The sequence below is a fragment of the Paenibacillus violae genome, assembly GCF_032461945.1.
Classification (GTDB): Bacteria; Bacillota; Bacilli; order Paenibacillales; family NBRC-103111; genus Paenibacillus_E; species Paenibacillus_E violae.
In genome coordinates, this window is sequence record NZ_JAWCUD010000003.1 from 613781 (window position 1) to 638002 (window position 24222).

At 45.3% G+C, this 24222-nt stretch carries 17 protein-coding genes; 1 reads left to right on the forward strand and 16 read right to left on the reverse strand.

Going from position 1 to position 24222, the window contains the following annotated elements; translation table 11 throughout:
* Nucleotides 1–305: 305 nt before the first annotated feature.
* The 12 genes from RQP52_RS13865 to RQP52_RS13920 form a co-directional block, all read right to left on the reverse strand.
* A complete protein-coding gene (locus RQP52_RS13865; RefSeq protein WP_315952209.1) occupies nt 306–1316 on the reverse strand; it encodes an aromatic ring-hydroxylating dioxygenase subunit alpha in 1011 nt (336 codons plus the stop codon).
* A 614-nt stretch (nt 1317–1930) separates the two neighbouring features.
* Nucleotides 1931–2095, reverse strand: coding sequence for a hypothetical protein (locus tag RQP52_RS13870; RefSeq protein WP_315952210.1), 165 nt, complete (start codon nt 2093–2095; stop codon nt 1931–1933).
* 93 nt (nt 2096–2188) lie between these two features.
* Nucleotides 2189–3889 carry a glycoside hydrolase family 2 protein gene (locus tag RQP52_RS13875; RefSeq protein ID WP_315952211.1) on the reverse strand — a complete coding sequence of 567 codons (1701 nt, stop codon included), beginning with the start codon at nt 3887–3889 and terminating at the stop codon, nt 2189–2191.
* Between the two features lie 18 nt (nt 3890–3907).
* Nucleotides 3908–6229 carry an AraC family transcriptional regulator gene (locus tag RQP52_RS13880; protein WP_315952212.1) on the reverse strand — a complete coding sequence of 774 codons (2322 nt, stop codon included), beginning with the start codon at nt 6227–6229 and terminating at the stop codon, nt 3908–3910.
* 85 nt (nt 6230–6314) lie between these two features.
* Complete coding sequence (locus RQP52_RS13885; protein ID WP_315952213.1) at nt 6315–7868, reverse strand: type 2 periplasmic-binding domain-containing protein; 1554 nt, start codon at nt 7866–7868, stop codon at nt 6315–6317.
* Between the two features lie 33 nt (nt 7869–7901).
* Nucleotides 7902–8804 carry a carbohydrate ABC transporter permease gene (locus RQP52_RS13890; RefSeq protein ID WP_315952214.1) on the reverse strand — a complete coding sequence of 301 codons (903 nt, stop codon included), beginning with the start codon at nt 8802–8804 and terminating at the stop codon, nt 7902–7904.
* The gene (locus tag RQP52_RS13895) at nt 8804–9781 is read right to left on the reverse strand and encodes an ABC transporter permease (protein ID WP_315952215.1); all 978 of its coding nucleotides are present in this window, start codon (nt 9779–9781) and stop codon (nt 8804–8806) included. Before RQP52_RS13895 ends, RQP52_RS13890 begins: the two co-directional genes overlap by 1 nt.
* A 419-nt stretch (nt 9782–10200) precedes the next feature.
* Nucleotides 10201–11043 (reverse strand): carbohydrate ABC transporter permease, encoded by an 843-nt coding sequence (locus tag RQP52_RS13900; RefSeq protein ID WP_315952216.1) that lies wholly within the window; start codon nt 11041–11043, stop codon nt 10201–10203.
* A gap of 14 nt (nt 11044–11057) precedes the next feature.
* The gene (locus RQP52_RS13905) at nt 11058–11936 is read right to left on the reverse strand and encodes a carbohydrate ABC transporter permease (RefSeq protein WP_315952217.1); all 879 of its coding nucleotides are present in this window, start codon (nt 11934–11936) and stop codon (nt 11058–11060) included.
* A gap of 81 nt (nt 11937–12017) precedes the next feature.
* A complete protein-coding gene (locus RQP52_RS13910; protein WP_315952219.1) occupies nt 12018–13352 on the reverse strand; it encodes an ABC transporter substrate-binding protein in 1335 nt (444 codons plus the stop codon).
* A 124-nt stretch (nt 13353–13476) separates the two neighbouring features.
* Nucleotides 13477–15066: a response regulator gene (locus tag RQP52_RS13915; RefSeq protein ID WP_315952220.1), complete on the reverse strand. Its 1590-nt coding sequence runs from the start codon at nt 15064–15066 to the stop codon at nt 13477–13479.
* Between the two features lie 3 nt (nt 15067–15069).
* On the reverse strand, nt 15070–16869 hold the full coding sequence (locus RQP52_RS13920) for a sensor histidine kinase (RefSeq protein WP_315952221.1): 1800 nt from the start codon (nt 16867–16869) through the stop codon (nt 15070–15072).
* A 137-nt stretch (nt 16870–17006) separates the two neighbouring features.
* Between RQP52_RS13920 and RQP52_RS36480 the strand changes: the two genes are divergently transcribed.
* Nucleotides 17007–17234 (forward strand): tryptophan-rich sensory protein, encoded by a 228-nt coding sequence (locus RQP52_RS36480; RefSeq protein ID WP_379174849.1) that lies wholly within the window; start codon nt 17007–17009, stop codon nt 17232–17234.
* Nucleotides 17235–17566: 332 nt separating this feature from the next.
* On the opposite strand, the gene RQP52_RS13925 is transcribed toward RQP52_RS36480, so the two are convergent.
* The 4 genes from RQP52_RS13925 to RQP52_RS13940 form a co-directional block, all read right to left on the reverse strand.
* Nucleotides 17567–18241, reverse strand: a complete 675-nt coding sequence (locus RQP52_RS13925; RefSeq protein ID WP_315952223.1) for an ABC transporter ATP-binding protein — start codon at nt 18239–18241, stop codon at nt 17567–17569.
* A 70-nt stretch (nt 18242–18311) separates the two neighbouring features.
* The gene (sigK, locus tag RQP52_RS13930) at nt 18312–18848 is read right to left on the reverse strand and encodes an RNA polymerase sporulation sigma factor SigK (RefSeq protein ID WP_315952224.1); all 537 of its coding nucleotides are present in this window, start codon (nt 18846–18848) and stop codon (nt 18312–18314) included.
* A 448-nt stretch (nt 18849–19296) separates the two neighbouring features.
* Nucleotides 19297–20583 (reverse strand): IS110 family RNA-guided transposase, encoded by a 1287-nt coding sequence (locus RQP52_RS13935; protein ID WP_315952226.1) that lies wholly within the window; start codon nt 20581–20583, stop codon nt 19297–19299.
* A 535-nt stretch (nt 20584–21118) separates the two neighbouring features.
* Complete coding sequence (locus RQP52_RS13940; RefSeq protein WP_315952227.1) at nt 21119–23704, reverse strand: CehA/McbA family metallohydrolase; 2586 nt, start codon at nt 23702–23704, stop codon at nt 21119–21121.
* Nucleotides 23705–24222 lie beyond the last annotated feature (518 nt).

The window sequence follows — 24222 nt, forward strand, 5'->3', positions numbered from 1 at the left end:
TAGTTATTTCTCTTAGTCACAATTTTAAACGAAGACAACACGACCAATATTAGTCCTATATCCTCCTCTTGGGCACTTGGACAATATCTTGTGCTTGGGATTGGAGTAGAGGGTAAAACGCTTGAAAATCTTCGGCATACCCCGAAACTTGTATTAACGTACCGGATAGCGATCTATGGGAAAACGTCGAGAAGCTGGCACACCTTACCGGTAAATATCCTGTTCCCGAAAGTAAAACGCAGAACTAGGGAAAAGCTATCGAGCACAAGTCTAGGAGCAGTTGGACGAATTAAAATTAATTAATGTTATGAATCGGAACGAATTCTATCATTAAGTCTTATCTTCTGTTCATCTCCAGTGAGAAAATCGTACCATCGCTGTCGGAACCTCACTTGAGGTCCGTCAGCAGGCACATGAGCTTCCATACGTAACGCCTCTGGAATAGGTCTCGGATGCTGACTCTCGACAATTATACGGTCCTCTTCCAATACCTTGGCGCTATACCTAGAAAAAATCGTGTTCATGCCTAGAACAGATTTTCCAAAGTTTCGCCCTGCCAAACCGAAAATCGCGGTCATATTCTCATCGATAGGCGTAAAGGTGACATAGTTGTAAATTTTGTTGCGTGTCTGTTTGGGGATTGTCAAAATCCAATTCTGCGGAAATTGATAATGAAGCAAACCGTTGCCATTTTTCACATGTATATGGTCTCCGTCGGCCTCGAAGGTGATTTGAATCTCTTCTTTTAATTTTTTTCCAATCGTCAAACGATGTACGATCGGGACATGTGCAACATCAATGACACTTTCAATGACGCGCGTAAGATGTGCTCTCCAAATGGCTCCATACGGCGCAGCAATATATTGCGGATCTTCGAGTTCGGGGAAAATTTGCAATTCGGGTATTGCATCAGCATTGCATTTATCATTTGCTTTGGGATACACCCACAGCAGTCCTGCACGTTCTGTGACAGGGTAGGTAAACGTATGGGCAAACGCAGGAATGGGACGATTCGGGTGAGCCGGGATTTCGATGCATCTTCCATCGGTATCAAATCTCCATGCATGATAAGGACAGACCAATTGTCCATCGCGGCATGTGCCTAGCGACAAGTCAGCACCGCGATGCGGACAGTAAGCATGAACGGCACTAACTTTGCCAGCAAGGTTACGGTACAAAACGAGATCCTTGCCAAGTAATGTACGTTTAATCGGACTTTTCTCCAACTCCTTTGACCACGCTACTGCATACCAAGTAGTAGGAAAAACCTTTTCATGATTTTTATTGACTTCATGGTACATCTTTTTGTCGTCCATCTAGAACTTCTCCTTTCAAAACTTTGTTTACAGGTAGCCCCAGTAAGAATAAACCTCACTTTGATCATGACTAAGTCGGAGCACACTGTTCTCTGGATCGCTGAACTAACGTGCCCCTTTAGCTATCATTTAACTCTTGTAAGCGTAACAATAAATCTTCAACAAAAGGGCTCTCCTCAGCCCGAAAAGTTAAAGGGATTTACATATTAGTCTTACATAATATGTAAATCCCTTTGTTTCATATATTATTTTAAATCTATTTCTGGATAATTTCTATTCTACTTTATTTTTGACACGACGCAGTACTTCGAGACGGAGGGCAGTAGGCCAAGCTACCAGCCATTGCGAAACATTAGAAACGTCCCCCAGCGCATATGGAAAAATGCTTCATCCTGGCTGCCTGCTGGTCGCTGTTTGCCCATAATTAGCAAGCCGTCCGAAATCCCTATTGTCGCATTTTCCCATGCGGCCTTGGCTTAAGCCTTGACGAGCGGCGGAATCAAAAAGCATACAACTGTACCTTCCGAATGATGAGGGTTTCCGTCATTTGTCCAAGATTTACCTATCTTCCCATTCGGCGACTGCACAGCTAGAACAAAATCGCAAATCTCCAGTTAAGCGATGCCGAGCTCCCAAATACGATCGGCATTAAGACGCGGCAGGGTTGGAAGGTCATGCATCCGCCAAGTGAAATTGAGCATCGTGCGGTAAGCTGTATGAGGTTGTGCGTAAAATTTGATAAGTAGATAAGCCGAGGCTGTAAATCTCTCACCTGGCATGAACATTCGTTCCGATTCATAAGCCGGACCATAACTGTGAAATTACCACTCTCCTCATAAGTTGAAAGGTACAACCGTTATCGGGAATTCACTTTAACATCCATAATATTTCTTTACAACATCATACGCCAGCTTAGGCCGTCTGTACTCATCTACGATTCCTTTGCTGTTTTTCGTCATTGCTCGCGTCAAGAGCCAACCAGTACCTTCCGTGACCCGGCAGTCGCAAAACTGCCATATAAAGGTGCCTGATAAATAAGACCGGGAAGCATACGCTGCTAAATTAAGCTCCAAGATGTCTCCTTGGCGTTCTTCAGAGCCCTTAACCCGAATCGGTGAGCGAAATCCATAGTATCCGTCCGCCCCGAACTCGCTTATGATCATAGGCTTTCCTCTGCCCCCGTTCTCTTCGGCATAAGCCCGAATTCGATCACTTAACTCTCCTGGATCTTCATCGGTGTACCACTGAGGATACAAATTGACGGAGATCACATCCGCCAAATCGAAACATAGTTCCTTCTCCCTATGGTGGGAGGCGAAAGTCAGTGGGCGGCTTGCATCCAGCTTGCGAATTTGCTGCATTTGGCGATGGTAATGCTCCCGTCCTTCCTCAGAATCGCTTGCACATTCGTTGAGAATCGCCCATAAAATAATCGATGGATGGTTGATGTGCTGCTCCACCATTTCCCGGTTTACCGTTTCGCACTGGAGGATAAAATTTGGATTGCGCATTTGCTCCAGACTGAGACCCCGCGCATGATTCTCCTCCCAGACGAATATACCCCGCTCATCGCAAAGATCAAGAAAGCGCTCGTCATTCGGGTAGTGGCTCGTTCTGACTGCATTGGCTCCGGTTCCGACCATTAACTCCAAATCTGTTACCATCAGCGACAAGGGAAGCGAGGGACCGGCAAGTGCATGATCTTCATGACGATTAAATCCTTTCAATTGGATAGGCTCGCCGTTTAACAGAATATTTCCGTTTATGGTCTCTACAACACGGAATCCAACCCTCTCTACCAAATCGTCAATCGCCAATCCCCTATTCACGTCATGAAGCTCAAGTCGTAGTTCGTACAGTTGAGGATTCTCAGCTGACCATGGGCGTACATCGGGAAAGCTGAAAGATTGCGTCAAAAACATCTCACCCTCGACTCCCGCTTGCAGCTCTAATGTACCAAAGTCAAGATGGGTAGAGGCTAGTTGCCCTATTAACCTTACAGTTTGCATCCGTCCCGATTCGTTGTGAACGGAAGCGGTAATACACGCGTTCCAGCCATCTTGGTCCCAATGGGGTATGAACTTAATTGCTTCAATGCAGCTGTCCCCTATATGTTCCATAACCACAGGCCGAATCAATCCGCCATACGTATAATAATCATTGGGGATGTGCAGGGACGAAGCTGCACTGAACGAATTGTCCACCTCGACGATCAGCTCATGCAGCCCCGGCTGGACATCGTGCACTTTCGCCGTAAAAGCTGTGTACGCATTATAATGTTCTGTTAGTAAAGTACCATCAAAGAACACTCTAGCTGTGTGGCTGACACCCTTAAACTCGAACCGCAATGAGGTTATTTCGTCAATCCGGATCATCCGTCGATAGGCTCCACGCCCCCGGTAGGAGGCTAGCTCCGGATGCTGCTCCCAGCAGCCGGGCACTACAAGCCTGTAAGGGTATCCCTCCATGCCCCTGGCAGGAATATTCTGCCCTGGAGCCAACGGAATGAAGTCCCACAGGCCTTCCAATTCAGTCACTTGTCGGACATAATGAGTCTCAAACAGTCTTATCATGCGATCCCTCCTTTTTTTCTATGATTTGTATTGATTGCGGAATTGCGTCGGCGTAATGCCTTCGCTCCCTTTAAATATTTTATTAAAATAGGAGTGCTGGTAACCTACTTGCTCCGCGATTTCATTTACTTTCAATCCCGTTGTAAGCAACAGCTCTTTCGCTTTCCCGATTCGCAAGCGTGTTAAATAATCGACAAAATTATAACCGGTCACCTGTTTAAACGATCTACTGAGCGTGTAAGGATTCGAGGCAACAGCCCGTGCGCATTCGTCCAAAGATAAATCCTCGCAGTAGCGCTCCTCCATGAGGCGAATCACCTGTTCGATAATTTGCCGCATACGACCGCTCTGAAGAACTTGGAATTGTTCTAAATATGGCGCCATGATTCTTGCCTTGACCATCTTCTTGAGCTGTGCCGATTCATTCACCGCAAACAGTTCTTCTATTAAATGGCTGTCGCTCAGGAGAGGATGCTGCTGAAAACCGGTCTCAATAAACATGTGGCGCATCCCGTATACGAGTTGCAACAGGGACTGACGTACAGCTAAATCCCATTCTGCTGCTGCCTCCACCTCCTCGACAAAACGGTCAAGCAGGACATAAGCCTCTTCCTCCATCCCAAGTCGCATGACCTGAAGGAGCTCTTTTTCGACGTTAAAAGGGAATGGAACCGCTGGTCGCGAGCTTAACGTCACTTCTTCCATATCGATAACCTGATTGTTTTCCTGCACATCCCGGAATTTAGCCGTCTGCCGTGCTTGTTCCAGCATTTCAGGAATTTGTCCTACCTGAAGGGTAAGTTTGCCTAGTACAACCGTAGCCTGCAATCCGAGCACGTTACTGAGAGTTATCGCCATCTCATGTGACCAAACGAACAACTCATTGCGAATATCTTCTGAATCGGCATCTCCTGGGTACAGTAAAAGAACACCGACAGATAGATCCTGAAAGTTAATGATATGTGAGGAAGTGGCACGTGCAGCCGAGATCTCTCCGACAATATTAGCTGCAGCGAATGTAACCAGCTGTTGATCGTGTTCCCGGAACCGTTTCGACTCGCTAAGGCCTGATAATTGAACATACAATAAGGATATCTTCCGATTCGTGGCGTCTAGTCCGAGCTCTCCCATTCGAGTTTGCAGCTCTTGCTCTCGCAACGCATACAAATGTCCCTGGACAAGCTGAAGAAAGAATCCTTCTCTCAGGAAAGGAAGCGACTGCCGGATTCGATCCCGCATACTCACGCTCTCACTGGACAACTTCATCCATTCGTCTTCAATAAATTGCATTTCCCGCCTAATCGGAACGGAAGTATCCTCTCGCCCGGATCGGAATAAAGCAACCAAATTACCGATCGGTCTATACAATTGGTTTGAAGCAAACCACCCAAGCAAAATCGACACGAGAATGCCGATCATACTCGTTCCAAGTATAAGCTTGGATGTCAGAACGACTGGACCGGTTAATTCTGTGACGGGACTTGCGATGGCGTATATCCATCCCGTTTTAGAAACTGTACCATAAGTGACAACAAATGATTGCTTTTCCCAATGAAACGAAAATTCCCCACGATCCCCTTGATGCCGCCTGATCTCACTTCTTAACTGCTCTTGGAAGGCCAAATTGTTGTCTTCAGGCTTGGCCACCCAGTCCCCATCGGGTCGAATAAGCAGAGCCGCACCTTGTCCATCCGCGACGTAATGTTCGAGCATCGTTAACAGCTCCTTACGGCTCAAATGAACGACAAATGCGCCAAAAGGCGAATCCGATGCCCATGGAAGCTTAAAGATCAGCGATACTGGTGAAACAGATGTCTTGCTGGCGAAATCCGGAAGCCCGTACGCCCAAAGCAAACCAGCATCGTTGTGCAAGATAGCTTGGAACGAAGTGGTCTGTTCATCGTTTAGATAGTGAATTCCATCCGACCCGATCATTGCGTCTTGGCGAGATAAATATAGTTGGGCGTCACTGATCAGCAAATTGGATCCACCGACAACAAGCATATTTTGCATCAAATCCTGTGTTTGCGAAATCTGTTCAATGAATTCAATTCGGTCTAATCGATCACCGAACATTGGATTAGTCGACCACCGGCTTAACACCAATTCCATCTGCGAAATTTGTTCGTTCATTGCCTGGGAGAACTGCTCAATCTTTACTTTATGCAGCTTATTGACTTGCTTCTCGATCTGGCTGGTCCCAATCAGGTAATTGCTAACCGCGATCAAGGCTGAAGGAACACTGGTAATCAGCAATACAAGGATTAAACTTCTGCGGAAATATTCACCCTTGCCGGACCTACCAAGCCTCCTTATGAAATTCGTGTTCCAGTTGATCACACAACATCACCCCGTAAACCCATTATAACACCCGATCGGAAGGCAAGCCCTCATGGGCTTGGTAAGAGCTCATGAGGGACTAGCATTATTTGGAGCTGGCCTTCTTCTGATACTCGGCGTTATACTCCTCTTGAATTTTCATGTAATTTGCGTCGGCTTTAAGCGCTGCTACGAACTGGTCCCAATCTCCAAGTGTAACCTTCTCCATGATAACCTTCGTCTTCATATCTTGAATCTTCTTGTCATAGTCGCTGCCTAACTTCTGCGCAGTTGGCGAGGTCACTCCATCTAGTGGGCTTGGAATACTAACTTTCTCTGCAGCATCAATATACGCCATGTCCCTCTTTGTCAGTTCTGGGGTCATTCCTAGTGCTACGTTCGCATATTTATCAAATTTCATGAAAATATTTTGCATAAACTGGAAGCTCGGATCATTCTTTGCTGCATCAGTCAGCACTCTGTTGTCACCTTGTAAGGTGAAATGAACGTCCTTCATTCCATAGTTTGCCAGATCCGACCCTTCGTCTGAAGCCCCGTAATCCAGGAATGCCAGCAGCTTTTTCACTTTGTCTTCCGGCACCTTCTTCGAGATTACGAACATGCCGAAATGACCATTACCCTTAGCCGCATACTTCGTACCGCTTGGCCCAATCAGATATGGCATCCATGCAAAATCGGGCTTCGAACTTGGTACAGCCGACGCAACACCTTGCACCATGGCAGGTTCCTGATTTGGTTTATCTGGAAAGATACCAGCTTTGCCGGCGAAGACGAGATCTTTCGCCTGATTGTGTTTTAGGAGTGCGAAATCTTGCGGAATTAGCCCTTCTTTATAGGCACGTCGGAACCATTCAAGCGACTGCTTCATTTCAGAACTAAACGTCATATCCGTAATTTTGCCGTCGACGACTTTGTACTTGCCACTGTTACCAATGAAGCTGTTCTCAATGAAACCGAATTGCCCCATATCGTTCTGATTGACGTAACCCGATAGTCCAATCGTATCCTTTTGCCCGTCCGGCGCGCTCTCTTTGAATGCCTTCATCACCTTATACAGATCCTCTGTCGTTTCCGGCATCTTCAGGTTCAGCTTGGTCAACCAATCGGCACGGATAAGTGGCTGCGCGTTACCTTCCGTTGGCCGCACCCGAGGTATGCCGTAGAGCTTGCCCTCAATTTTCGTATTGGAGAAGGTAATATCCGGGAACTTCATCAAATTCGGGTAGCTTTTAATCAATTCGGTCAAATCCCAAAATGCTCCTTGCTTCGCCATGGTCCGGAAAGAGGCATTGGCGATGTCTGTCACCAGCATCAGATCGGGAAGATCGCCCGAAGCCAGCGTCACATTGACCTTTTCGGAGAAATTATTAGGAGCGACCCACGTAATATTCAGATTGGTATTTGTCCGCTTCTCTACTTCCTTCAGCACAGCGTTGTCCTTAGTTGGCGGTTCCTTCTGGTAATAAATTGAAAGAACACTTACATCTAACGGTTTTGTCTCAGCCGGTTTTCCTGGAGCCTGCTGGGCACCGCTACCAGCTCCATTACTCTTGTTCCCTCCGCCCGAACAGGCGGAAAGCGCCAATGCTGTCGCCACCATCACCGTCAACGTCAGCACCGTTCTCTTCTTGAGATTCATACTAAATCCTCCCTTTGATGTTTTTTTATCATATCATTCCTTCACGGAACCAACCATGGTACCTTTGGCAAAATGCTTTTGAAGGAACGGATATACCATAAGAATCGGTAATGTAGATAGTACAATTGCTGCCATCTTCTTCGTTTCCGCAGGAATATTCTGCATATCCAAATTAACTAGTGAATCAACACCGAGTGCCGTCGACGAATCGATGAGCAGATTCTGCAAGAAAATTTGCAATGGCCATTTCTCCGCATCATTAATGAACAATACCGCTGAGAAGAAGGTGTTCCAGTACGCTACAGCGTAAAATAGTCCGAAAGCGGCCAGCGAAGAGAGCGAAAGCGGCAAAATGATGCGAAACCAGACGCTCACATCGTTGCACCCGTCAATCCGCGCAGATTCTTCCAGGCTGGCAGGAATTGAATCGAAAAAACCCTTCATGAGCAGGACGTACCAACCGCTGGTAAGAACCGGCAAAATAAGCGAGGATAAGCTGTTGATCATCCCAAGCTCTTTGACCACCAAATAGCCCGGAATGATGCCCGGATTAAATAAAGTTGTAATCAGAATGAGCAGGAGCATCGTCTTTCTTCCCTTTAAGCGTTTGCGTGACAAGCCGTAGGCGAGCGTAGACGTGACGACGAGACTTACCGCCGTACCCACAACGGCTAGGAACAACGAGATTCCGGCCGCTCGGATGAATGAAGGTGTCGCCAGAATGTATCGATACGATACCAAAGTCCATTCATGAGGCCAGAGCAGCAATCCTCCTTGTCTGTATTCTGCCGGAGTAGCGAATGAAACAACGAGTACATAATAGAAAGGAAAGAGACACACGAGTCCCAATAGGGTCAAAAGCACGATATTGCTCACCCGAAACATACGGTCGGAGAGCGGAATTCGAATCCGATTGTTGACGTTTATGGCTGCCATTAATACACGCCTTCCTCTCCGAATTTTTTGGAAAGCTTATTAGCTCCAATGACCAGCACAAGGCCTACAATTGATTTAAATAAACCGACTGCCGTACTGTAACTGAAATCACCCTGTTTAATACCCACGCGAAATACATAAGTATCAAATACTTCTGCTACATCCGCTACAGCTCCGTTCATCATCAGAAACACCTGCTCGAAGCCCACGTCCATCATATGGCCGATTCGCAGTATTAATAGAATGATGATGACATTTCGAATCGAGGGCAACGTAACGTTCCACATCATACGAATGCGACCCGCACCGTCCATCTTTGCTGCCTCATATAGCTGTGGGTCTACACCCGCAATCGCAGCAAGGAAAATCACGGTCCCCCAGCCCAATTCCTTCCATATTGTCTGGCCTGTTAACAGTGCCCAGAAGTATTTAGGCTCCGTCAAGAATTCAATTGGTCCCCAACCTACTAACTCCAGCAACTGGTTGAGTACACCGTGTTCCTTAGATAGCAGTAACAGGCTCAGCCCGACGATGACGACCCATGACAGAAAGTGTGGCAAGTAGACGACGGATTGCAGCGTTTTTTTAAACCACTCCGTTTGTAACTCGTTCAGCAATAGCGCTACAATAATTGGAAGAGGAAAGAAGAACACGAGACTAAGTACATTAATCGCCATTGTATTACGAAATAGCATATAAAAGTCTGCATTAGAAAATAGCCTGGCGAAATGTTCAAATCCAACCCATTCACTCTTAAAGAAGCCTAAGAAGGGGGAATAGTTCTGAAAAGAAATCATTACCCCCCACATCGGGACATATTTAAATATAAGAAAATACAACAGTCCAGGAGCAACAAGCGCATATAGAAACAAATCTTTCGCGATCGTTCTCCTGAAGGACGCTGCCAAACTCACTCCCGACTGAGCGTTGCGGTTCTCCGCAATTTGTTTCCTGTCCATGTTTTTGACAAGCTTCATCGTTCTGCCTCCGTTTCTCTTTGGTGATGTCTTTATTCAGTCGAACACAAGCTCTACTATAGCCTCCAACATTCTTGAATACATTAACAAATTCTTGCGAAAAGCTTGTTAGGACTAGAAAATTCTTGACGAGATGCCCCTAGCTGCTAGGAACTATCAAAATATATGCGAATTAACAACAATAAACCCTTCATTAACTTAGGTAGTTAAATGAAAGGCAAAGCATTGTAGTATTAGGCAACTGTACTCCCATTCCTGATTCTCAAAATAGGTACACAAAATAAGGAGTCGCATTAGCATATTTGCCACGCGGCTCCTTAAATAAAAATATCTTTCCGTCAACGACCATTTGTCAATTCATCTTAAATACATGCATCTTGTATTCCTTACTGAAACTTGTGGTAGCTATTCCAGACGGTTTACCCTTTTACCGCAGAACCAACGGTCAACGCCTTCTCTACTTGTTCGCTAAAGAGCACGTAAACCAGTACTGTTGGCAAGCTTGCAATGGTCATCGCTGCTCCCATCGCACCCCAGTTGGTTGTGAACTGTCCTTGGAAGAAGAGCAGACCGAGCGGCAATGTTTTCAATGACTCTTTGGTAATAAGAATGAGCGCCATTGTAAATTCATTCCAAGCAGATAAGAAAACGAAGATCACCATCGTCGCAATAGCAGGCTTAATAATTGGCAATATGATCGTGTAGAAGGTCCGGTATATGCTGGCCCCATCCATGCAGGCTGACTCCTCCAGCTCCACAGGTATACTCCGAAAAAAACCATAAAACACCATACTAGAAAATGAAATGTTGAAAGCAATATACGGAACGATAAGAGCCCAGTACGTATTGGCCAAATGAAACTCACGCACTAAGATGGCCAACGGAATCATAATCACTTGAATGGGAATGAACATCCCTATAATGATATAAATGCGAGCAGCTTCCTTCAAGCGCCACTGCATCCTCGCAACCGCATACGAGAACGTGACAGAAAGCGCAATCGTTCCCACAACGGTTGCTGCTGCTACAAGCAAGCTATTGCTGAAGTAGACAGGAACATTGAATCTCGACCATGCATCCGCATAATTTTCAAATCGGAAATGAGTAGGAAAACCAAAAGGATTTGTAACGAAAATTTCATTGTTATTTTTAAATGAGTAAAACACCATCCACAGCAGCGGATATACGGACAATCCTGCATAGATCCATAAGAAGACGGCTAGCAGCGGATTGTTCTTGCGTAGTCTAAGTCTTCCGTTCATTGCTCATCCTCCTTCTAAAAGGTAATCCGTTCGCGTGCGATCAATCGGTTAATCGCTACAGTGACGATCAAACATTCAATAACCAGGAATGCAGCCGCAGCGCTTCCATAGCCGAACTCGCCGACACGGAATGCCGAACGGTACATCAAGTAGGTCAGGGTGTACGTAGAATTTCCCGGACCTCCACCTGTCATAATGAACATATTGGCAAAAGCGTTGAGTCCTCCAGTAATTGCAAGGACCAGACAAAACTTGTACGTTTCAGCCAGCATGGGAATTGTAATTTTGAGATGCGCCTTCATCTTAGATGCCCCGTCGATGCGAGCAGCTTCCAAATATTGCTCCGGCACGGACTTAACAGCTGCCAATAACAACGCAAACTGGTAGCCCATGTACTGCCATGCATTGACAAAAGCGATTGCGAATATAGCTGTTTTACTATTAGTCAGCCAATCCTGACGGTAGGAGATGCCCAGTGTTTCAAATAATTTGTTAATCAAACCGTACTCGCTGTTGTACATCGCCAGCCACAGTTGGCACACAACCGTAATGGAGAGAACGACTGGAATGAAGTAAGAGATTCTTAGGAACTTACTTCCTCGAAACCCTTCCGCAACGGCAAAAGCAAGCACAGTGCCAATTCCTATCTGGACAACGGCCAGGATTGCAGCAAACACAAGACCGTTATACAAAGAAGTGTAAAATATAGAATCTTGAAGCAACCGAATATAATTATCCAGAAAAATAAAAGTGCCTTCGCTTAATCCGTCCCATTCAAATGTACTGCGATAAAAGGTTTGCAAGATCGGATAGAACACGATAACTGTATACAAAAGGAGAGCAGGCAGCGTGAACAGCATAATCGCCGTCTTATTTCCCATGAATTTGCGCATTTCATCACTTCCCTTATTTAGTAGAAAACTCACACCGGTTTTGGAACAATCCAGTGTGAGTCTCCTTTCCACAAACCTCAATTATTTCGCTGTGACTGCCGCTTTATTCAAATCTTTCACGAATTGATCTGCCGTATAATTTCCTGTCATCAGGTTTTGCGTTGCATCTTCTAACGCTGCTTTGAACTTCGGATTAGATAATCCCCAGGAGAAAGCAGTCGTGCTTGTTATTTTAGGAATATCCTTGGATAACTGCTCCATCATCGGAGGGAATTGCTTTACGACCGGCTTATCAACTTTAGTTGCTACGATTGGATTGCTACGATTCGTATATTTGTATTCTGCATATTTTAAAGACAGGAATGAAGCCACTTTCGCTGCCAGTTCTTTATCTTTCGTGTTGGCAGATACAGCATAACCGCCAGGACCACCGCTGCCGCTGAAGGCGGTTTTGCCCTTTTCAAACGCAGCAGCGTCTGCTGCTGGTATGTACAAGTAGCCTGCTTTGTCACCAAGCGCCTTGGTGCTGGCCTCAATCTCCCATTGTCCGTTAACGAACATGGCTGCCTTGCCTTCATGGAAGAGAGCTGCTGCCTGATCGTAGTTCAGGTTTGTTGCTCCTTTTGGCAGCATGCCGGCTTTCACCAGCTCGATAATTTTCTCCGCAGCCGTTTTGTAAGCGGCATCGTCCGCTTTCGCCTCACCTTTATCCAGCTTCGTCACACCACCCGGTTCAGCACGAGTAACGAACATATCGTAAAGTGCTACACATGGCCATTTCTCCTTCGCGAAAATGGATAGCGGCGTAATCCCTTTTGCATTAAAAGATTTCACTGCTGTCATCATTTCATCGTAGGTTGTCGGTACTTTCACCCCGTTTTGCTGGAACAGGTCTTTGTTGTAGAACAACAGAGCGACTTCGTTGCCCGCATATGGGAATGCGTAAGTATGTCCGTCGGCCGTTACGAGTGTATTCATGGCACTTGGCTGCATTTTCTCTTTGTAACCAAATTTTGTTACATAATCATCCAATACCAGAATGTTATTGGATTTCTTGAACGTATCGATAATGTCTAAGCCCGCTTGAAAAATATCCGGCAGATTGCCTGTCGCAGCATACGTTTTCAGCTTTTGGCCATCATCCTGCGCTTGAATATCAAGCTCCAGTTCTACATTCGGCATTTCTTTCTTAAGCTCAGCAACGGCGTAATCATAAGGCGTTTTCGTATCTTCATCCGCATATTGCGCATAAACTCTTAGTTTAACCGGCTTGGCCTCCGACTTCGCAGGTGCAGCAGTCGCAGCTGGCGTTGGTGCCGTTGATGCGTTTCCTTCTGTTTTGGTTTCTGTCGTTCCGCAAGCCGCAAGGCTAGTAGCTGTGAGCAAACTTACGAGCGTAACTGCCATCTTTTTCATGTGAAGAACCCTCCCTGGCATCTTGTGCGTTTCATCTCTACAACCTCAGTATAAAAGGAATCCCAGTCTGTGATAATGGAATAACTGAGGGCTTCTTGTAAAATCCGCACATTGGGAAAAACCCTTAAAAGCGATTATTTTCATACTCACTCGGCGAATAGCCAAAAAACTTCTTGAAGCTTTTACTAAAGTAGCTCGGATCACTAAAACCGATATTCTCGGCAATATCCGCCAGCCGAATATTCCCTTTGCCGAGCTGCTCCTTCGCTTTGTGCATCCGCACATGAGTGACATAATCCGTCACTGTCATCCCGATCTCTTTCTTAAACACGGCTCGTAGATAACTCGGATTCATGAACACGTGCTGGGCGATTTGATCGACCTGAAGTTCCGGGTCGTGATAGCGCTGCTCAATATACTCCTTGGCGGATTGAGCAATTTTGGATGATCTCGTTTTCTTATGTTTTCCTGTATATTCAAGCGCCCGGCTGAATAATTCCTTGATCCATACAGATGTAGCATCGATAGATTCCAACCGTTTAATCTCACTGTAAGGGAAGAAGGCTTCACCAAAGCAGTCCTCAATCGGTTGGCCATTCTCCGTCACATAAGATAAACAAACCGAAACCAACCCCATAGAGATGACATACGTATAGTCCAAAGAAAGCCGCTGCTCGCGAATGGTTTGGAACACCTCTTCCAGTTTAGATTCCACTTTCTCATTGCTATTCATGCGCATTTGAACGAGCAATTCTTCACTGACTTCCGTCGGATAGAACGCTTTCGTCCCGAATCCCTGCGATGCTGCTCCATAAGCGATTACACGGTCGTTGCCGAGTACGAATTTGTTTTGCAGTGCTTCGAGCGCCTCCAAATAGGATTTTCGAATACCTCGATAACCGCCTTGACTGCGCCCGACCCCCACCGTAATCGTAAACTTCAGATGTTTCTTGATCAGAAAACACAATTTCTCATAACCTTCCAACGCAGGTGTCTCTAGACTTGCTTTACCTTGATGCTCCACTAGACAAATAATGCGCCCCTCCGGTCCATTAAAAATCAAATGATTGCCGGTCTCCTCCAGCGCCTCATTCAAAATATTCGTCACCGCATATTTCCATAAGAGCCTCTCACTCACTTTATTCCAACGTGCATCCATGTTATCAATTTCAATACAAGCCACTACGAAGCATGCGGAATCGAAATTTTCGCCAAAAAGACCCAGCTTCGCGCTCGTCTCCTCATCCGAGAGATTATAGTCGCTTCCCAGCAAATGATTCAGAAAGCTTTCTTTCATAAGGAGCTGATTTTCCTTTAATGTTGACTTTTCTTCTTGCACCCGCAGGTGTTCCTTCTGTAATTTGAGCAGGGTCAGAACTAATTCATCCTTCGAGAACGGTTTGAGGATGTAATCTTCAACGCCAAGTTTGAGTGCTTTTCTTGCATAATCAAATTCATTATGACCCGTAATCAGCACGACACTTGTTTGTGGGAATCTTTCCTTTAATACCTCTGTTAACTGCAACCCGTCCATGAAAGGCATCGTAATATCCACCAGCGCAATATCCGGAAGATGCGTCTGAACTTGCTCCAAGGCCTCAATCCCATTTTTTGCTTCTGCACAAATTTCAAATCCGTAAGCTTCCCAATCTAAAGCAGTACGCAGGTATTCCCTGAAAATAGACTCATCGTCAACAATCACTATTTTTTGCATCTCTTATCCTTCCTCACTTTGAAAAGGCAGCCACAGTGTCACTTCTGTTCCATGCCCAGGTTCACTAGTAATCTGAAGCCCATAATCATCGCCAAAATACAATTGGATGCGATCATTTACATTCCTGAGACCGTAGCCTATGGCTTCTTGAGGATCTTTCGGTCTACTCAATAACGCTTCCAGCCGTTCCGGCTGCATACCTACGCCGTTGTCGCTGACGACGATTTTTATTTTTCCGTCCATATTGATTCCCGTTACTTTCAAAAGACCTATCGTGCCTTTCGTCTTCAGACCATGGTAAATGGCATTCTCAACCAACGGCTGAATCGTCAATTTTGGAATGAGACCGCTTACCACCTCATTATGGATATCAAATTCAAAGGTAAATACTTCTGAATAGCGGATACGTTGGATAGACAAATAGTCCTTCACATTACGGATCTCTTCCTCTATCGAAATCGTTTCTAACCCCTTGCTTAGCGCTACACGATAAAAATCTGCAAGCGCTTTGGTCGTACGCTGAACATCTCGGGCTCGTCCCATTTCAGAAAGCGTATAAATTACGTCGAGTGTATTGTACAAAAAATGCGGCTTTATTTGCGCCTGGATGAGTGCTAGTTCATACTCTCGTTTCTTCTTTTGCTCGTAATTAACATTAGTTAAGAGCTCTTGTATGCGTCTGATCATCGCGTTAAATCCAGATGCCAACAGCCCGATCTCATCAGCGGAATCCACTTGGAACTCTTGATCCAGCGTCCCTTCATTCACCTTTTTCATGTGCTTCGTTAATCCCATAATGGGCTTAGCGATGAATTGAGAAAGCATACCCGCTCCCAGTAAGGCAAAAAGCAAGCATATGAATCCGATTAACACAATGAGTAATGTAATTTTGCGCGTATCCGCAGTTAAAGATTCCAGCGGTGCCATCGATATCAGCTTCCATCCAAAACTGGGTACGTCCGAGCTTACAACCAGCGTTTTGCCGTTTTGAAAAGAAGCTAGATCAGACTTATGGGTACCTGAGGATATCCATTGCTTCAAAGCAGGGTCCTCAACTTCATGGAGCACATCCTCCGAGTTCTGCGAAGAAACAACGAGGCCTGTTTCATCAGTAATGAAATATCTTCCATCTTGGATGGATCCGATTTTCTGATAAATCGAAGACAAGGAACTTTCTTTTACATTTAAGATAAGTAGACCGAGCTTCTGCCCTGTATAAATATTTACAATTCGTTTGCCCAAAGTGACCACCGTTTCATCCGATGCTTTTGTCAAATAGCTCCGTTGCTGCATAGGAAACCATATGTTATTACCACTAGAAGCGTCAATTTGTTTCAACATCTCGCTACTCGTAATCTCTTCCATATTGCGCTCCATCAATAGATGGGAGCCGAAAACACGATTACTCGTATCTATGAATGCCGCCGACTGGACATCGGGAAAAACGAGCAGTGCAAAGCTGAGTTGATTTGTAATTTGCGTGTACATCTGCAAGCTTGTTTCCTGTACCCCCTGCGTCTGCGGATCCTCTACAATCACTTTATTCAAATTAATGGTCAGCATATTGGCACAGCTCTCCACATTGGTTAACATCCCCATGATGCGGGTAATGATCAGAGAAGAATTATCCGACACGTTTTTAACCGTCTTCTTGACGATTGCACCAGTGTAAACGTGATTGGAGACAAAGCCAAGGATAAATAAGGGAATGAAAATAAGCGGAAAATAAATGATTATTATTTTGTAGCGTATCCGCTGATTTCGAAACCAGTGGGTAGACATCAAGCTTTCTAGAAAAGGCATAATGACCTCCTTAAGATCAACTAACAATCCTCTGTGACGGTTTCATTGTAAGGGATAGAGGCCAACTTTGAAAACGATTGAATTTTTCTTGTTGTTTTTGTTTAATAGGTTATCCTTCTCACGTTTGCACCTATTTCGTGACTTTGTTGATAAACTATATCGATAATCAAGCCTTTACCTTTATCGAGTTTAAACTAAAAAATTTGCGTTTAGCCTTCCTTGATACGGTTGTAGTAGCATTCACTTCGTTTCTGCTGATATATTTCATGCTTCTTTATGCCAAACTTGCTGCGTGGCTGCTGATACCTCACTTACTGTGGTCCTGCTTCGCTGCCTTATTTTGGCATGGTCAATCTACCAGTTAAATAAGGATGCCAACCAGGTATATTAAAACCGGACTATTCAGGGTAACGAATTATACGCCTGATTATTATATAAAAACCGCACCGTCCCCTCTGGGCGAAGGCTTCCTCGAGCTAAAGTTGAGCGTTGGACAAACCTTGAAGATAATAAGAGTAATTGATTAAGACACACCTATAAACCAGCAATCTAGAGCATTCATTTGTTCTAGATTGCTGGTTTATCCAAAGATATCCACAAATTAGCTGAAGTTATTAACATTTTACCTGTTGATACTGTTAGCAAATAGAGGACCATAATTCAAAAACCGTAACCCCAAAGGAGTCCCGGCCCTCATTTATCCAATCTCACTCAATCGCCCATCTCGAAAATACACAACCCGCTTCGCCTGCTGCGCAATCGCCAGATCATGTGTAATCAACACAATCGTCCTGCCTTGCTCATTTAATCTCTTAAAAATCTCCAAAATATCTACACCTGTCTTCGAATCTAGTGCCCCTGTCGGTTCATCCGCCAGTATTATCGCCGGATTTCCTGCCAATGTCCGCGCAATCGCAACACGTTGTTGCTGCCCGCCGGATAATTCCGAAGGTAAATGCTTCCGGCGATCCACCAAGTCCACCGCTTCCAATGCCTGCATGACAAGCGGCTCCCTTTCACGCTTACTCATGCCCCGGTAAATAAGCGGAAGCTCCACATTCTCATACGCATTCAGCCGTGGCAGCAGATTAAAGTTCTGGAAAACGAAGCCGATCTTCCGGTTCCTTATTTCAGCTAACTGCGCATCTTTGAGCCTATTAATCCCCTTTCCGTCCAACACGTAGTTCCCATCATCCGCAACATCCAAGCAGCCCAAAATGTTCATCAGCGTCGACTTCCCCGACCCCGACGGGCCCATGATCGCCACAAACTCACCGTGATCGATATCTAACGAAACATCGTCCAACGCACGAATCGTTTCCCCGCCCATCACATAGCTCTTGCTTACATGCTCAATCTGGATTAAGGTCATACTCTTCGCCTCCATTATCTGAAACCAAATAAATGAAGTATGCGACTTCTCCAACTGGCCGACGTAACTCTTACCGCTTCGCCTTATAAAACTCATGATACAGCTTCATCAGTGCCCGCTTCTCAATCCGTGATACATAGCTGCGGCTAATGCCCAGCTCCTTCGCAATTTCCCGCTGCGTCCGCTCTTCCCCGCCTAGCTCCAAACCGAACCGCCCGACAACAACTTCCTTTTCGCGGTCATCCAAAATCTCTAAGTTCCGGTAAATCTTGCTCTTCTCTATCTTGAGCTGCACTTTATCTACGACATCGTCGGCTTCCGTACCGAGGATGTCAATCAAAGTAATTTCATTCCCCTCTTTGTCCGTTCCGATGGGATCGTGCAAGGACACATCCTTGCGTGTTTTCTTCAATGAGCGAAGATGCATAAGTATTTCGTTTTCGATACACCGAGCCGCAAAAGTTGCAAGCTTCGTACCCTTATTCGGTGAGAAAGACTCGATCGCCTTAATCAATCCGATCGTTCCGATCGAGATCAAATCCTCTAGATCTTCTCCGGTGTTGTCGAATTTTTTGAGGTTGTGAACACGAAGCAACGTAAAACCCACAAATGACCGGTAACAGAAAAAAGAACTGCACCCGGCAGTTCTTTCGATGTTAAGCTATCGTTCCTCGTCCCTCGGTTTTAAGGGTTTATCTCACATATACTCACTCGTTCGCAGAATTTCATCACCTTAAATCAAGTGAATTTTAGGATAGAGAACAGGTAGACCTTTTGAGGGGGCGGGCAAGGCATGCGGAAATAGAAGACTATTAGGAAATATTCCCCAATTAGTTTCTACTGCACACATACTCCACAAATCCCTTGGCGTTCACCCTCCCATAACTCAACGGGTCATTGCCCTTACAATCCTTCGTTATACTTGTCCAAGGTGTGGAGACCGATCGCGTTTAGCGGATGGGTCTTAGCCCTTAAGAGGAACGAACTCGGTTCTCCGTGCTTTCTTTGTGTGAAATTCCGTGAACGAGTCAATATACGTGATGTATCTTCAGAACTTAAGCTGCTTCAGTCCAGTTCAAAATAGTTTTTTCTGGTATGAACTTTTCTCCCCGTTGAACAATACCAACTAAGATTCTCGCTAGTTTCCCAATTAACTTAAAGATCGACTGCTGCTTTTTCATCTTCTTTTCCTGCAAATTTTGTTCATGCAGATGGCGAAAAACGGGATTATTCCAAACGAGTTGAACCGACGCAAGATAGAGATATTTTCGCAAGGCGGAATCTCCCTGTTTTGAAAGAACAATTTGTCCCTTGCGCTTTCCGGACGTGCTTTGGGCCAAATTAAGACCTGCCTTCCGTAAAACCTGGCGTCCGTGTGCATATTGCCTTAAATCCCCTGTACCAGCTAATATGGACGCGGTGAAGATCTTACCGAGTCCTTTTATACTGCGAAGTTGCTGCGCCATTGGAATCTCCGAAAGCAGCACTTCGATATCCTTCTCGATCTGTTCTAGCATGGAGGTCACACGCTCATGTTCTTCAATGAGTCGTTTTAAATCTGCTCTTGCTTCTTCAACAGCAACTCGTTCTCCAACACTTCGCTTAGCTTGTGCGATCAGTTGCGAGGCCTTCTCCATCCCCGTAGTCCCTCCAGCACGCTGCATATGGACACGCCAAGCGCTAATGATATCTGTTACCGTATACTTCTCAAGATCTTGTGGACAAGGGAAGGTCTTGAGAGTCGCCAATGAGCGCTTACAAGTCCAATCTTTAAATACAGACGTATACTCCGGGAAACGAATGTCTAACCAGCGAATGATTCGATTCTGCAGCCGTACACTATTCGTCACCCAAAATTCTCGGTCACTCATCATGGTCCGCAAGCGTTGGAACACAAGTGATTGACGGGTGTACTCGTAATAGAAGCCTCGGCTTACAGAATCTGCGATGGTAAGCGCATCTTTTGGGTCATTCTTTGAAGGGCTATTATCCCGGTTTTCTTTATTTCTCTTCGTGGTGGCCGGATTAACCATAACCACATGCACACCTTTATCTACTAACCAGTTGGCTAGATTAAACCAGTAATGCCCGGTCGGTTCCATGCCAATAATGAGCTTTTTCAACTGATGTTTCTGCAGTAATTCACTCATCCAACGGCTCAGTTTTTCAAACCCTTCAATACTATTGGAAAACGAAAGATGACGTTTCGAAACCACTATTCCGCGGAAGTTTGTAGCTTGTGCGACATGTATTTCTTTCGCCATATCGATTCCTACAACAAGATGCGAGGTGGTAATTTGTTCGACCCGTTGATTTTGTGTATCTATTTGCTTAAACTTCATAGTAAGAGCGCCTCCCTGATGTGTTGTCGACAAACCCATCATACCGAGGCGCTCCTTTTTTTACAAAGCTCATTTCTTAAGCTCTACAGGATTGTTTAGTTTAAAGACTGCTTGTCTTTAAAAAATCTAATATGTCGCAGTTCAAGCAATTGTATGTCTCTAGAACAATTTCCACAGTAGTAACGAAACTTCAAGTGATATTGGTTTCCATAATAATGAGTTCCGTTCATTTTGTACCAACCTCTTTCGAGAAAGGTCTTTTCATTATTTTTCACCAACTTATTCTTGCAGACAGGACAGATTTTTTTAAAGAACAGTAGTCGAAGTAGTTCTTTCGGTTTCAACTCAAATTCATAAGATGGCATCCCTAATCCCCCAAAAACTGAACTTACTACCTCAATTCATTTTACTATATATCACGAGGGACTGGAGCGTGGTCAGATGACCCAATATATGCGGGCAAAAGAAACCCCCGAAGAAACGAGGGCGGACGCGTTCCTTCGGGGTGTGCTTCGAACAGGCAGGAGGCAGTATTTTAGTGGTGGTGATGGTCATTCACAACATTATGGTGGTGATGAATCCCGGCATGATGCATACGGTGGTGCAAGGCTCGATGAGCACTCGTTAAATCCATCAGTAATTTTTTATATATGCTTTCCTCTGCCTTTGTCGCCAGTGTGCTGATATAAGCCGTGCATCCTTCTATTTGATCAAGTATTGTTAACGCATCGGCTGCATTTATGATTCGCTGATTGTCGACAATGACCATCACAGGGCTAGAATGGGCAGTGATGACTTCCGGTCTCCCCGGATATTGTCCGCGAATTCGCAATGCCAGCCATCCGCTTCTCTCCATTTTAACTGACCAGCTTCCAGAATAATTTTGCTGTGTTGGATCCACCGTTTTGACTTCTTTTGTCTCTCCGTTAATCACCAGTTCAATCTTGGTTACAGGGATCGTAGCCGTGGCTGCTTCCCATAGGATGTCCAGCGTTCCCCCGTTTTTCGGCAAATCGATTTGGGAACCCATTCCATATCCATTGACAAAAAGATCGAGAAGCGGTCCATACGTAACAAAGGTTAACCCCTTACGAACGGCATCCATCCAACTTTGGTACGTGAATTGTTCTTTTATTAAAGCGTACGTTCTGATTGTACCCACTGCAGTGTCTGCAGACATTTTATCCGTTCCGCCAACAGCCGGCACTTGATAGCCGCAGTTCAGGTATCTATACCAATCGGATAAAGAATAGCTGCTTATTCCATCATATAAATTTCCCCAGGAACACATCTCGACTCCGTCGATTTCCCCCAGAATGATGGATGCCGCACCCTCCGCCCTTGGATTCGGTAAATGGGGCAATATGCTGATACCGTGCTGCTCACGGCACCTGCGGGCCCATTCGGTAATTGTCGTCTCTAGCGGGTCTCCTAAAGCAGCTTCAGTCGGACCGTCTGAGGATAAAGGCAAAATCATCCTGCCCTCATAACCAATCAACGAGATGTGACCTAGAATTGGTTGCCTATTCTCCGTACCGACCCTAACCAGATATTCACCGTCTCCACCATTTTCACGACTGCCGAGGGTCGTTCTACCATCGAAATCGCCAACGCTGCTAAACATTTCCCCCCATTGACTTGCCAGCAAATTGATGACATTCACGCCTTCGGCAGCCCCTTCGAGCAAAGCAGTCTGCGGGGAGAGGAAATGTACATGCGTATCTGCGGTAACCCATCCTTTGGCCCGCCAAGGCAGGCAATGCTCCAATTGTATAATGATTTCGCTCGTTTCCGGGCTAACCTGATATTTGCTGCGGATAGGCTTTATTTCAAAGCCCTTTGTAACTTCTATGAACAGCTCGCCGATCGGAAGCTTATATTCCGCCTCGCCATCAATATAAGTCCAGAAGTGGTTCCCATTTACGTAGTCTGTACTATAATCCTCGAACCAGTAAGGATTTGGAATACGATGGCGATTGATCGGAGCTAAATATTCGCCTAGCGGCCCATGAATATGAATCTTTGAAGGCACCGGTTTATTTGTTTTTTGATCCACAACTCGAACCGTTACCTTCCTGAATTGATACGTTAACGACAAAAATACGGGAGACTGCTCATTTTCCAAATGTTTTACATAACATGTATGCTCGCGTTGTTCCCCATAGTAGACACAAGCATCCGGATGAGCCGTATATTCGATAATCATTTCCGTTGTTGAAACATTCGGTTGTTGGTTGGTATAGCTGTTATCCCAATTCGTATGGTCATAATTCCGCAGGGGAGTAATCGAGATAACTGCTCCTAAATCCAATTCAATAGCTGTGTACACACCAAATCTATTCAACTTCCCGCCTTCGGGGACAGAAAACTTTGTTTTCCTCCGGCTTTCCCATCTTAGCGGGTTCGTTTCCAGATGGCTTCTGGTTATGCCAAACAGGAACACAACTCCATCCCGTGGAACCATTCTAATCGATATTAAATTTTTCTCGGGGAACGGATTCTCTAAAGCATAGAGCCAATGATGCATGATACTACGTTCTCCCGGTCCAACCAATCTGAACTGGCTGCCTCCCCAATCCTTCTCCGGCATCTCGCCAAGCTTAAAGCTATCTGTGGTTGTATGTATGGCATGAGGCTTTGCATGGCTAACGCACTCAAAGCTGTTTTCTCCCCAGCTGCGTTGGAATTCATTAATTTGGAAACGGCGTCTTATCGGAACGGAATGGCTGGAACCGTCGCTGTATTCAAGAATATATTCGCAAACCACTTCGCCCAGCCTTGGATTCCCCATCATCGGGTGTATAATACCATCTGCAGAAGCCGGTGAACTTTTATAATCCACGGCATGCAAGAAAATGAGGTATTTCTCGTGAATGGGTTGTACGAAAGAAACCGATGCTTCCGTATCGTTCAATACGACTACATCGCATTTGTCTTCTTCTGCCCCCAGTTGGAAAGGAATACCCCACAAAACATCTTCCCCGCTCAACAAGTGCTCTTTATTCTCCAGAACTCTCTCAGAACAATCCTGATTGGTTAGCTCCTTGATTTTCTTGTTATAGCAATTGTTTAATTCAACAGGAGTAAAGTGTGAAGACGCTTTCAACTTGTTCTGTCTCATAAGAACACCGCCTTTTAGTGTGGTCGTTTCTACTCTCTTATACGACAAAGCAAACATTCATTCTCTTCAGCTATATATTTCGATGTTATTCAGCAATATCCTTGCTCAATTAATTACTTGAGCATTTTGCAAACATGAACAAGATACTGAGGGTTGTGCTCTACGCTCGTGTCAGTACAGAGGAGTATACACAACACGACATGAAAAATTAATCCTCTTTGAAATTTCCGTTAAATTCACCCACAGAAGGCCACCTGCCCACCGATCTTTCCCTCAGGTGACCTCACCACGCCAATCTCTCCATCTAGGGCACTTTTCCGCGCCTAGCAAGCGGTTACAATCAAAAACTTCGCCTTACTTATGATACGGTTCACCGCGATTGATTTTCAACTAATCTGCCCGTTACTTCCCTCGGTATTAAGGGATTTTCTCACGTTTACTCGCTCATTCGCAGGATTACATCCCTCTTGGAAAAAGGATACAACGGTTTAGTAGTGGTGGTGGCACCACCGAACGGC